The 12985-nt window shown below is 41.7% G+C and carries 13 protein-coding genes; all 13 read left to right on the forward strand.

Annotated features, from left to right (window positions below):
• Positions 1-104 precede the first annotated feature (104 nt).
• Positions 105-731 (forward strand): ABC transporter ATP-binding protein, encoded by a 627-nt coding sequence (locus ACOOE0_RS07525; protein WP_420401854.1) that lies wholly within the window; start codon positions 105-107, stop codon positions 729-731.
• A complete protein-coding gene (locus ACOOE0_RS07530; RefSeq protein ID WP_420401855.1) occupies positions 728-2107 on the forward strand; it encodes an ABC transporter permease in 1380 nt (459 codons plus the stop codon). The genes ACOOE0_RS07525 and ACOOE0_RS07530 overlap by 4 nt, the downstream gene beginning before the upstream one ends.
• Positions 2100-2540: a hypothetical protein gene (locus ACOOE0_RS07535; protein WP_420401856.1), complete on the forward strand. Its 441-nt coding sequence runs from the start codon at positions 2100-2102 to the stop codon at positions 2538-2540. Before ACOOE0_RS07530 ends, ACOOE0_RS07535 begins: the two co-directional genes overlap by 8 nt.
• Complete coding sequence (locus tag ACOOE0_RS07540) at positions 2537-2971, forward strand: hypothetical protein (RefSeq protein ID WP_420401857.1); 435 nt, start codon at positions 2537-2539, stop codon at positions 2969-2971. The genes ACOOE0_RS07535 and ACOOE0_RS07540 overlap by 4 nt, the downstream gene beginning before the upstream one ends.
• Before the next feature lie 4 nt (positions 2972-2975).
• The gene (locus tag ACOOE0_RS07545) at positions 2976-3401 is read left to right on the forward strand and encodes a Fur family transcriptional regulator (protein WP_420401858.1); all 426 of its coding nucleotides are present in this window, start codon (positions 2976-2978) and stop codon (positions 3399-3401) included.
• Between the two features lie 108 nt (positions 3402-3509).
• A complete protein-coding gene (locus tag ACOOE0_RS07550; protein WP_420401859.1) occupies positions 3510-6644 on the forward strand; it encodes a tetratricopeptide repeat protein in 3135 nt (1044 codons plus the stop codon).
• Between the two features lie 276 nt (positions 6645-6920).
• Positions 6921-7436, forward strand: coding sequence for a hypothetical protein (locus ACOOE0_RS07555; protein ID WP_420401860.1), 516 nt, complete (start codon positions 6921-6923; stop codon positions 7434-7436).
• Between the two features lie 98 nt (positions 7437-7534).
• The gene (locus ACOOE0_RS07560) at positions 7535-8497 is read left to right on the forward strand and encodes a sterol desaturase family protein (RefSeq protein ID WP_420401861.1); all 963 of its coding nucleotides are present in this window, start codon (positions 7535-7537) and stop codon (positions 8495-8497) included.
• On the forward strand, positions 8494-9090 hold the full coding sequence (locus tag ACOOE0_RS07565; protein ID WP_420401862.1) for a hypothetical protein: 597 nt from the start codon (positions 8494-8496) through the stop codon (positions 9088-9090). The genes ACOOE0_RS07560 and ACOOE0_RS07565 overlap by 4 nt, the downstream gene beginning before the upstream one ends.
• A 30-nt stretch (positions 9091-9120) precedes the next feature.
• On the forward strand, positions 9121-10044 hold the full coding sequence (locus ACOOE0_RS07570; RefSeq protein WP_420401863.1) for a homocysteine S-methyltransferase family protein: 924 nt from the start codon (positions 9121-9123) through the stop codon (positions 10042-10044).
• Between the two features lie 92 nt (positions 10045-10136).
• Complete coding sequence (locus ACOOE0_RS07575) at positions 10137-10592, forward strand: deaminase (RefSeq protein WP_420401864.1); 456 nt, start codon at positions 10137-10139, stop codon at positions 10590-10592.
• 1 nt (position 10593) lies between these two features.
• Positions 10594-11217: a pyridoxamine 5'-phosphate oxidase family protein gene (locus ACOOE0_RS07580; protein WP_420401865.1), complete on the forward strand. Its 624-nt coding sequence runs from the start codon at positions 10594-10596 to the stop codon at positions 11215-11217.
• Positions 11218-11375: 158 nt separating this feature from the next.
• The gene (locus ACOOE0_RS07585) at positions 11376-12740 is read left to right on the forward strand and encodes an aldehyde dehydrogenase (protein WP_420401866.1); all 1365 of its coding nucleotides are present in this window, start codon (positions 11376-11378) and stop codon (positions 12738-12740) included.
• Positions 12741-12985: the final 245 nt, after the last annotated feature.

Genomic DNA, 12985 nt, shown 5'->3' on the forward strand with positions numbered 1-12985 from the left:
ACCAATCTTCAAGTTTTGGATTTTGAGGAACAAAAATAGTGTAAAAATGCAAACGCAACTTAGTTGCATTTACAATAATTTCTATTTTTGCTAAAAGTATTCACTTGATTAATACAGATGCACTTCAGTTTACCTATGAAAATGGATCGGAATTTTCCTTTCCTGATGTCCATTTAAAATCTGGCGAACACCTTTTAATTCTTGGTCCATCCGGGATTGGCAAAACCACTTTGCTTCATTTATTGGCGGGGATATTACCTGCTGCCAGTGGCAAAATTACCGTGGCTGGGACCGAGTTTCAATCCTTAAACCGCAAGGAGATGGACCGTTTCAGGGGAAGCCATATTGGATTGATATTTCAACAGTATCATTTTATTGGATCCCTTAGTGTTTACGAAAACTTGGTACTAAGACAAAGTTTTCCCAAAAAAGCTGTGGACAAGGCTCGGATAAAGGAACTTGCTTCTCGTTTGGGACTGTCTGAAGTGCTACACAAAAAAGTAACACAGCTTAGCCAGGGGCAACAACAGCGACTTTCTATTGCCTTGGGCCTGATCCATAAACCTGATGTGATCTTTGCCGATGAGCCCACTTCCAATCTGGATGATGCAAACTGCAATGCGGTTATAGAACTGTTGAAGGAGGAAGCTAAAATCTGCCAAAGCAGTTTGGTGATCATTACGCACGACCACCGAATAAAGTCACATTTTAAAAACCAATTGACTCTATGAGACTTGGATTTTTGGCATTTCGGAATATGGTGTCCAAACCGCTCAACTTACTATTAAGTCTATTACTGCTGGTTTTGAGTGTATTCTTGGTCACATTTGTACTGCAACTTAGCAAACAATTGAGTGGTAAATTGGATAAGAATATAGCCCCTTTTGATATGGTAGTGGGCGCAAAAGGAAGTCCACTGCAACTAGTTTTATCCTCAGTTTTACATATTGACGTTCCCACAGGAAACATTAAGCTGGAAGAAGCAGAGTTTTTGACCAAAAACCCCATGGTTGGATCGGCGATTCCAATTTCATATGGGGATAACTATAAAGGATATCGGATTTTGGGAACTACCCATGAGTATTTGGATAAGTATGGAGCTACCTTGCTGGAAGGCGAAATGTATTCCAAATCTTTTGAAGTAGTTGTTGGAAGTAGTGCCGCCCAAAAATTGGAGTTGAAGCTGGGAGATACATTTACCAGTTCCCATGGGTTGGCTGCCTCCGGTGTTGAAGCCCATGAAGACCATCCTTATGTGGTCAAAGGATTACTAAATCCTACAGGAACTGTTGTGGACAGGTTACTGATTTCAAATTTGGAAAGTGTTTGGGAAGCCCATGAACATGGGGAGGAGCATGCCGAAGAGCACGAGGAAGAACACGAGCATGACCATGAAGATGAACACGATCACGAAGGAGACCATGACCATGATGAAGCTCACGACCATGACGGGCATGACGACCACGATCATGAAGATGGCCATGATCATGAGCATGGGGAGGAACACGAACACGACCATGACCATGAAGATGAGCATGCAGGGGAAGAACACCACCACGAAGATCGGGAGGTTACTTCCTTTTTGGTGAAATTCAAGAATCCGATGGCCATGGTGCAATTACCTAGGTTTATCAACGAAAATACCAACATGCAGGCGGCCTTGCCTGGCTTTGAAGTTCAACATCTATTGGGTCTGCTTGGCTCGGGGATCAAAACAATCAATGGAATTGCCTTGGCCATCTTGTTGGTGTCCGGCCTTAGTATTTTTATCAGCCTTTTAAAGACCATTAGGGAGCGTAGGCAGGAATTGGCCTTGTTGCGAATCTACGGTCTTGGGACCGTTCAATTGTTGTGGGTGGTTTTTTTGGAAGGTCTTTTTTTAACAATTACAGGATTTTTCCTTGGTTGGCTATTGGGTAGAATAGGCATATGGATTACTTCTTTTATTACAGAAGCGTCCTATGGATATAACTTGCAATTAACAGGATTTGATGCTACTGAATTAGCTTTTCTTGGCGTGGCATTGCTAATAACTTTGGTCGCCACCTTGCTTGCTTCAATATCTATTTTTAACTTGAATATTTCAAAAACATTATCAGATGCGTAATCCGTTGCTTTTTTCATGTGTGTTGATTTTTGTGATCCAAGGATTATCAGCACAAATACAGCTAACATGGCAAGACTTTGCCGATGTCGATTTTGAACCTAAGTATAATGCTACCTATGATGTCAATTTTTTGATGCCCACGTTTGGCCCAAGGATAAAATCCTTCCAAGGCCAGGAGGTGAAGATTAAGGGCTTTTTCTTGGACATTTCCGGGAATGGGGACATCTTTTTGGTCTCTGCAAACCCAATGGCTTCCTGCTTTTTTTGTGGGGCGGCCGGACCTGAGACCATTATAGAAGTGGATTTCAAGGAAAAACCACCCTTTAGAACCGATCAGATTGTTGAGGTTACCGGTATACTGGAACTTAATCCAGATAACGTGGATCGTTGCAATTATATTTTAAATAGGGCCACGGGCCAATTGTTAAATTGAAAAACCGGAGTTTGTTTTGTGGGTTGATGTTGTGCTGTTTGGGAACTTGGGTACAGGCACAAACGGTCTTGGAGTGGGCTGACCTCCAAGCCGGCATTTCATGGGAATCCAATGCCGACATTCCAATGTTCAGGCAGGCGGTGTTTGCACCGGAACTTCTGGCCTTGGAAGGAAAAGAAGTTATAGTAACAGGTTATTTTTTGGTTTTGGATGGAACCCAATCCGTTTACTTACTTTCCAAAAACCCTATGGCTTCCTGTTTTTTTTGTGGAAATGGCGGCCCGGAAACCATAATGGAACTTGAATTTAACGAAAAGCCCCCTTTCGTAATGGATGATTTACTTTCCGTAAGTGGTCTATTGCGACTCAATGCGGACAATCCCAATCAATGCTATTATCGAATTGAAAAAGCGATAGCCTTAAGTCTATAAAATCTTGGAGCAATCAAAAGTAAATACTATCGACCAAAGCAATGAAGCACTTCTGGATCAGAAAGGGCTAAAGAAAACCAAATTGCGGTTGGAGCTTGTAAAGCATTTCAAGGATGCCAAGCACGCCCAGTCTTATAGTGACTTGAAACAGATAATGGGCGAAGGCGTGGATAAATCCACCCTATATCGCAATTTATCAGCGTTTGAAGAAGTGGGACTGATTCATGGTATTAATGACCATTCAGGAATCACTAAATATGCTTTGGGAGCTTCACCTTCGGCTGGTCAGGAACATGCCCATTTTGTGTGTGAATCTTGTGAAACCGTCTATTGTGTAAAAGGAATGACGGAAATTCAAATGAAGGTCCCCAGTGGGTTTAAGGCCAAAAATATTCAGACTATAATTAGAGGAACTTGTGCCAATTGTTAAAAGGTTCAATATTCTTCAAAAGTAATCCACTAATTCGCTAGCAAACAGAATCTAAGCACTGGTCTACCGCTATAACCCAAGGGTAATTTTACTATCTTGTTCTTGACTATGGGAAGCGTTTTTACCACAAATAGAGTGTTTGGGCTACTGCTGTGCTTTGTACTCTTTTGGAGTTCCACGATGGGCTTTGCCCAATCTGAAAGAAGTGCAGAATTGGAAAAACAATTAAAGTCATTGACAGGGGAAGCTTATTTCTCAAAAGCCAATGATATTGCCGAAACCTATTACGCAAACTCCACAACTCAGGCTCAGGATTTTATGGAAGAGCAAGGGTTGGAAGCAGGGATACAGGAATTCCCCCTGCAACATGCCAGATACTTAATCTTAAAAGGGAAATTGCTCACCTTGCAAGGTAACTACGAGGAAGGGCGTTCGGTATTGAATCATTCCATCACCATTTTACAAAATGGTGAAAATGTAGGCTTCTTGGCCCAAGCGTATTCGGGAATGGGAGGCCTCCTTATCAGGATGGGAGATTACATAGATGCCCGAACAAATCTTGAAAATGGGCTGGCTCTCTATCAAACTGATGAAGTCAACAATACTCTTGCCAATATTCATTTGCTCTTTGGGAGGTTGGAGAATATTGAGGACAATCTTGATGCTGCCTTGAATCATTACGAAAGAAGTATCCAAATCAATAAACAACTGGATCATAAAAAGGGAATCTCTGATGTTTACTATCGCATTGCTGTGCTATATCTGGATAAGAACAATGAAGAAAAAGCGTTGCAGTATTTTCAGGATGGAAGGGCAATCAAGGAAGAGATCAAAGATGAAAGGGGCTTGGCAAATTTTAATTTATCACTGGGCGTTTTGCATGAAGAGAAAGGACTTTTTGAAACCGCTTTGGATTACTATGCGCAAAGTTTAAAGGGTTATGGACGTATAGGGGATAAGGCCAATTTAGCCAAGACTTACAATAACATTGGTGTGGCCTATGTGGATTGGCAAAAATACGATAGTGCCCAAGTTTATCACGAAAGGTCGGTGAAACTTCACAACGAACTCAAATCTCCGCTGGGAATGATTAGGGCATTGTCCAATCTTGGAGAGGTGCACTATCTAAAGGAGGAGTACCCAGAAGCGCTTAAAAACCATTGGGCCGCTAGAAAAATAAGCGAAACTACCGAAAGGAAAATCATGATGGGGTGGGTCACCAATAATATAGGCCAGGTACATTTAGCCGCCGGGCGTTTGGACAGTGCCAGTATTTACTTGAATCGCTCCCTAAAAATCAAAAAACAACAGGATAATTACTTAACGCTTCGCCAAACTTACAAGGATCTTTCAGAGTTGAAAGAAAAGCAAGGGGATATGGAAGAAGCCTTGGCCTATTTTAAGCTGTACAAAGAAGTTCAGGACAGTCTTTTTAGAAAGACTAAGACCAGGGAATTGGCAGAAATGCAAGCGAGGTACGACAACGTACGGCAGGAAAAAGAAATTGACCAATTGCAGCAAAAGAATAAAACCCAGCGCTTATGGCAGAACATTTATGCCATTGGTGCACTCCTGGCCTTAATTGCCGTGGGATTTGTTTTTCAATTCTTCAAGTATAAAAACAAAAAGAACAAGGAGCTTTTGGCCGTTGAAGCCCAGCAACGCCAGCAGCTGGAAGAGATTGACCGTTTAAAATCCCGTTTTTTCAACAATATTTCCCATGAATTTCGAACACCACTTACCCTCATATTGGGCCCCTTGGACAAATTGAGAAAGGGGGTGGATAACACTTTGCGTCCCACCATCGACATCATTGACCGCAATGGCAAAAGGTTGTTGAAGTTGATCAATCAGCTATTGGAATTGTCCAAAATCGAGGCGGGAAAGACTTCTTTAAAAACATCATTTGTGGATGTAGTTCCTTTGCTCAAGGGCTGGGTTTTATCTTTTCAATCCATGGCAGAAATGAAGGATGTTGATTTGTCTGTCCAAACTGAAAAAGAGTCCTATTTTCTCTATATCGATAAGGGCAAGATGGAAGAGGTACTGATCAATCTATTGTCCAACGCCCTAAAGTATACCCCTTCCGGAGGTAATGTTACGGTAAGCTTACATCAGATACATAAGGATGGCAATGATGCGTTATCCATTAAGGTTTCAGATACGGGCAAGGGAATTGCCAAGGAAGAACAACCCTATATCTTTGATCGCTTTTATCAAGCGGCCAATGCCGATGCAGACAATGTGGTTGGAACGGGTATTGGGCTTTCCCTCATTAAAGAGTTGGTGGATTTGCATAAGGGATCCATTTCGGTGAAGAGTGAACTTGGGGTAGGGAGTACTTTTGATGTGCAGCTTCCCTTCGGGAAAGAACACCTTTCCGAAGAAGAAGTTCAGATGATACCTGCTGCTCCTCATGCTATCCCTATGGATATCCCGGTTGGGGATTCCGACTCTCCTGAGGTGGCCCAAACGGAAGTTGGCGGCGGGGAATTACCACTGCTCTTGCTTATTGAGGACAATGAAGACCTTAGGGATTACATCAGAGAGGTGCTAAAAGGCCAATATGATATACTGGAAGCCAAAGATGGGGAAGTTGGCATACAACAGGCCTTGGAACATATCCCGGATATCATAGTCAGCGATTTGATGATGCCCAAGGTGGATGGATTGGAGGTGTGCAAAACCTTAAAAGAGGACGTTCGGACCAGTCATATTCCCATTGTTTTGCTGACGGCAAGGTCATCCAAAGAGGATAGGATAGAAGGTTTAAAAAGTCTGGCAGATGACTATCTTACCAAGCCGTTTGACAATGAGGAACTGCTGGTAAGGGTGGAAAATTTGATAGCCACAAGGAAAAAAATGCAAGAGTATTTTTCCACCGGGGATATACTTAAACCTAAAAAACTCAAACTCAGTTCCATTGATCAAGATTTTATAAAGAAGGTTACCGAAATATTGGAACTCGAAATAGACAATGAAAATTTTGGGGTAGTGGAACTGGCAGATGCCGTCGCACTTAGCCGATCGCAACTATTCCGTAAAATTAAGGCGATTACCGATCAAACCCCTATAGAATTTATTAGGTCTTTCCGTTTACATAGGGCTATGGACATGTTGCAACAGCAAAGCGGTACGGTGGCAGAAATTGCGTACAGTGTTGGCTTCCAAAATCCCTCCTATTTCTCCAAATGTTTTCAAGAACAATTTGGAATGTCTCCGAGTGCTGTTTCCCGGCGTTAAACACCTTTGAGGTACTCTGATTTTTGCACTGTGTTCCTAGACTCAATTTAACACTTTGCAACATTTGTTGCAGACTATGCAACATTTCTTCGATTTGCTGTAACAAATAGAATTTCAGCGAATTACATTCAACATTTTTAATTGATTTTGGCACATCCCAGGTTGTCCTCAGGGATGCTCCACAGATACATTTGTCCCATGATTTTGAAATACTTGAAAGAAAAGAAAACAGTGTTTCAGTAGATAACGAATTAGTAACAAACAAAAAGTAAAATCATGAAAAATGTATTAATGGGCCTATTATTTATAGGTATGACAAGTATGGGTTATTCACAATATGACCCGATGAACGGTAACATCGAGAATAACGGATTCGATTTTCTATTTGCAAATCTTGACTATCTGGATGGGGTACAAGGCAAGACAACGCCCGATCAGGTAAGATTTCTGGAAGGAATCGCTGCGGATTGGGACGTGAGCAAAGTGTCACAATTTGATGGACGTAGTGAGCTCTTTAGGGTAGTTTTTAAATCCAATAAAGGTCAAATAAACGTGGCTTTTGATGGAGAGGGTAAAATTAAACTGGCCACTGAGAAGTTCAAAAATGTGAAAATGCCAGCGCATATCCAGCAAATGATCAAGGAAAAATATCCGCAGTGGAAGCCCGTAGAGAATCTGTATTTGGTTACCTATAGAGATGGGAGAAAAACCACAAAAACGCTTAAGGTAAAACTTGAAAAAGGCAATAATACAAAGCATTTAAAGGTAACGGACAGCGGACTTCTGCTTTAAGCCAACCTTTTAATTCAGGTGCAAGTTGGCGGGTCTTAAGCCGCCAACTGCCTGCTGAAATTCATTAAAAATAGTTGTTAAACAAAAAAATATATATCATGCCAACACCATTGGAAATTTTATTGGACCCGGTATCACTGGCAGTTTTGGCCATCTATGCGATACTTATGATTTGGGAAGGATTGTTTCCCGCAAGAGAACTACCAAAAGTAAAATTTTGGAAATTGAGAGGGTTGGGTGCTTTTGCATTCTTCTTTTATTTATCATCCTACTTACCATTGTTTATTGATCCTTATCTGGAACCATACCGATTACTGGACTTAACAAACCTGACGACCGTTATAGGAGGACTTGTAGGGGTGGTTTTATATGAATTTGGTGTATATGTATGGCATAGGGCACTACATAGCTCCGATTTTCTGTGGCGCGCTTTTCACCAGATGCACCATAGTGCTGAACGTTTGGACACCTATGGGGCCTTCTATTTCAGTCCCATGGATATGATCGGATGGACTGTTTTGGGGAGTATCTGTTTTACCCTTTTGGTGGGACTCAATCCGCAGGCCATCACCTTTACCTTGTTGGCGACCAACTTTTTGGGGATGTTCCAGCATGCCAATATTAAAACCCCAACTTGGTTGGGATACATTGTACAACGTCCAGAGAGCCACACGGTTCATCATGCCAAGGGTATCCACCGGCATAATTATTCCGATCTACCCGTTTTTGATATTCTTTTCGGGACGTTCAAGAACCCAAAAAGTTATCAGCACGAAACAGGATTTTATCATGGGGCTTCGGCCAAGGTATGGCAAATGCTCACATTTAAGGATTTGAACAAAAAATCAAAAGGCACAAACAAAGATGTGTCGAAGGTTATTTCAAAATCGGCAACTATTGTAATTATAGGGTTATCAATCTTTGGATGTAGCAGCGATAATTCAGAAACAGTAATTGAAACACAGGAACCAGAGCAAATTGTCACAGTAAGCACAGTTACGGGGAATGGAAACATCGGAGCTGACGATGGTCATTGCAATGATTTTAATCAAAAAAAATGAAAAATTTAGTAATAAAAGTCGGTTTGTCGACCCTATTGGTGCTTGCGCTAATAGGTTGCAGCAAAGAAGAAATCGAAGGGCCAATAGGACCAGTGGGTGAACAAGGACCACGGGGCGAACAGGGGGAAAAAGGAGAACCGGGTCAGGATGGTGAAGACGGTCAAGATGGTAATGCAGAGGTAATCTATAGTTCATGGATTCCTGCAAATTTTACAGGCTCGTCTGCCTCGGTAAAGTATATGAATATAGATTTTCCTTCAGAATTACCTCCCGCTTTTAGCATAAAAAGTACCCATACCATCCTTGTGTTTTTTAATGGCTTTGGAGATGGGAGTACTTACCTATTGCCTGTACTGGATTTTAGGGGAGCCCAATTCACCTATGGTTATGGGAGCGGTACTGTAACGGTTGGTGATATTTTAATTAAGGCAAAGGCACTATCTGGGGATTTAACGGAGTTTCAAATATCGCCTTCTCGAGGCAATAGATTCAGGTATGTCATTATTCCTCCGAGTGTACACGTGCAAGGGAAATCCTCTTTGGACCACAGCGATTATGAAGCCGTAAAAGCATTTTACAACATTCCGGATTAGTGTTGAAATAGTTTTGATAAAATAAATACAATGAAACAAAAAACAAAAAATACGATACTAACAGATGGTGGGTTGGAAACCGATTTGATTTTCAACCATCGAATTGAACTGGAACACTTTGCCGCTTTTCCACTGCTGGAAAATAGGAACCATTTACAAATACTGGAAAATTACTATCGAGACTATTTGGAACTGGCAAAACTGAATGGAACCGGGTTCATTTTAGAAAGCCCAACCTGGAGAGCCAATTTGGATTGGGGCAAGGCATTGGGCTATGATGAACAGAACCTCAAGCGTGTCAATAAACTGGCCATTCAAAAAATGAAGCAGCTAAAACAAGAGTACAAAACGTGTATTGAAAATGTAATGGTGAGTGGGCAAATTGGTCCGAGGGGCGATGGCTACAAGGTAGACACCGCTATGAATCCTGCTGAGGCCCAAGCTTACCATAACCTTCAGGTCGGGGCATTTGAGACAGCCAAAGTTGACATGGTCACGGCCATTACCATGACCTATATTGATGAAGCCCTAGGCATAGTGGAATCCGCAAAGAACCATAAGATTCCTGTAGTGATATCCTTTACAGTGGAATTGGATGGTAGTTTGCCCAGTGGGGAAACTTTGGAGCAAGCGATTACGGCAATTGACAAGGCCACTGAGAATTATCCAAAATATTACATGATCAACTGTGCCCATCCTACGCATTTTATGCACCTACTTGAAGGAGCAAAAAGCTGGAAAAACCGAATTCAAGGACTTAGGGCCAATGCTTCATGTAAAAGTCATGCAGAATTGGACGAATCAACCGAGTTGGATGTTGGTAATAAAATAGAATTGGGTCAATTGCACAGAGAACTGCAACAGCTATTGCCCAATTTGGAGGTTTTTGGCGGTTGCTGCGGAACGGATGCCTCACACGTCAAGGCCATTTGTGATCACATTTCTTTGGTATAACCGTTTTTGAGCTGCCAATTATTTGGTTGAATTTTGGAGAGCCGGGATTTTTGTCTCGGCTTTTTTGGTTAGCAAAGAATCTACTGTGGTTTGTGCACTGTAAGGTTTTGGTCGTTTTTATGGCTAAGGGGGTGATGAAGAACGCTGCCTATTTTATGGAACGATGTGAAGTATTGGCCAGTCAGGCCGCCACAAAGGGCAACAGCGCTGTTGGAAGTTTGATTGTTGTCGACAATAAGATTATTGTGGAGGCCGAAGAAACTGCAAGCATCCAACAAGATGTGAGCTGTCATGCGGAGATGGAGGCGATAAGAAGGGCTAGGGCCATTCTTGGTAAGGATATGTCCAGCGCTATCCTATACTCCAACAAGGAGCCTTGCGTAATGTGCAGTTATGCCATACGGGTACATCGTATTGGAACAGTAATATATAAAGAGAAATCGGGGGAGATGGGTGGAGCCAACGGGACGTTTGATGTGCTTACCACTGAAAAGGTGCCGGAAGGATGGGGACCTCCTGTCCATTGTATTCAATTGGAACAAAATTAAGATGAACTATTCAAGATTAGCATTTACGGACACGATTAAGGAGATTCAGAAGGAGCAGGGAAGCAGGCATGCCTATGAACGCATGGAGCGCATGGAATTGCCGGATGGGCTCTCTTTTAGGGAGATGAGTTTTATCAAGGATCGCGATAGTTTTTATATGGCTTCTTTTGGCGAAAATGGTTTCCCGTACATACAACATAGGGGAGGCCCAAAAGGCTTTTTGAAGATGATAGATGTGAAAACCTTGGCCTTTCTGGATTTTACAGGAAACAAGCAATACATCTCAACAGGAAATGTCAAAACACATAAAAAAGTTTCCCTTATCCTTATGGATTATGTCAATCGAGCCCGCTTAAAAATTTATGCGGAAGCTGAAATAGTGTCTTTGGAAGAAAACCCTGAACTCGTTGAAAAATTGGAATTGGATTACGATTACAAGGCAGAGCGCATTTTTCTTTTCCATATCAAGGCCTTTGACTGGAACTGCCCGCAGCATATTACCCAACGATATACATTTGAGGACATCTCAAAACTAAATAAGCAACGGGAGGACTATATCCAAGATTTGGAGCAGCAAATAGAAGGGCTCAGAAAGCAGATAAAAGAAAATTCTGCAGGACATTAGGGTTGGTCACTTCCAAATGTCTATCCAGACCTAAGCTTGCTTCTATAGCATAACCTGAGTGGTTTCTTCAAGTTTGTTCTATATTTAGGGTTGGGTATTTGAACGAAGTCAATTCCCCTCGATTTTCCCAAATATGGGTCACCTCTGTTTATGAATCTATGGACATACTAAACCTACACCGCGAATTCTTTTCAACCCAAAAAAGTAAGGATGTCTCCTTTAGAAAGAAGGCCTTGAAACGCTTGCAAAAGGAAATCGTTAAGCGGGAAGATGAGATTTGTGAAGCCCTTTACACGGATTTCAAAAAACCCAGGTTTGAAACTTTGGTTGCGGAGACCCAGTTTGTGTTGGCTGAAATAAAAACAGCGTTAAACAACTTGGAACTGTGGGCACGCCCGGAACGGGTTTCGTCCATTCTGGCCAATTGGCCTTCAGCCGATTATCTATATCGGGAACCCTATGGCACCGTATTGCTCATAGCCCCTTGGAATTACCCATTCCAGCTGGTTTTTGCTCCCTTGGTCGGTGCAGTGGCAGCTGGAAATACGGTAGTAATAAAACCTTCTGAATTAACGCCCAATACATCCAAAATTTGTGCTGAAATTGTTGCTGCAGTGTTTGAACCCGGCCATGTTTCCGTGGTTGAAGGTGGGGTGGAAATCTCACAGAAATTGTTAACTCAAAAATGGGATTACATTTTTTTCACCGGAAGCACCAAGGTTGGACGATTTGTATATGAAAGTGCGGCCAAACATTTAACACCTGTGACTTTGGAGCTAGGAGGCAAAAACCCTTGTATTGTGGATAATTTGGCTTCCATTAAACTGGCAGCTAAACGCATAGCTTGGGGCAAATTCCTGAATGCCGGGCAGACCTGTATCGCACCGGATTATGTGTTGGTTCATCAAAGTGTGAAGGCCAAACTTATAACCGCTTTGCAAAAAAGCATTGAGCAGGGGTTTGGAAATCTTGAACATCCTTCAGATGATTTAGCCAGGATAGTCAACGAAAAAAATTACACTAGATTAAAAAACTTGCTACACGAGCAAGAAGTAATTTTTGGCGGGGTTTATAAGGATGGAGATAATTATCTATCTCCAACTTTGATAAATGAACCCGGTCTGGATAGCTCCGTCATGCAGGACGAAATTTTTGGCCCTATTTTACCTATCATTAGTTATGAAACGGATGATGATTTAGCTGAGGTTTTGGAACGCTACGAAAAACCTTTAGCTACCTATGTGTTTTCCAATAAAAAATCTTTTCAGAAGAAGATATTGAAGAAATATAGCTTTGGAGGTGGTGCCATCAATGATACCGTTATCCAAATTACTAATAAAAAACTTCCTTTCGGGGGTGTTGGGGCTAGCGGACTTGGAGGTTATCACGGTAAGGCTTCATTCGAGATTTTTTCCAATGCAAAAGGAATCATCAAAAAGGCCAATTGGTTGGATATCCCCTTGCGCTATCCACCGTATAAACTCCCCAAGGGAATTGTGAAAAAAATCAAGCACTTGTTTTAAAACGCCCACCTTTTTGAATTGAAGGTTTTGATACTACATTTTCTTCGCAATTTTATAATTCCAAACCCTTATTTCGATTGTCCTTCAAATTAGTGCTAAAACACTAGTATTCAATAGCTACTGGGGCATTTTTTATCCTACAAAAACACAATTAGCACGTATAATCCTACAACCTGCTTTAGAGTTCAGCCAAAACACCCATCGATTATCCGATGTTTCACAACAAATGATCGATGAAATACAAC

It is taken from the genome of Flagellimonas sp. (assembly GCF_965215805.1).
In the GTDB taxonomy this organism is placed as follows: domain Bacteria; phylum Bacteroidota; class Bacteroidia; order Flavobacteriales; family Flavobacteriaceae; genus Flagellimonas.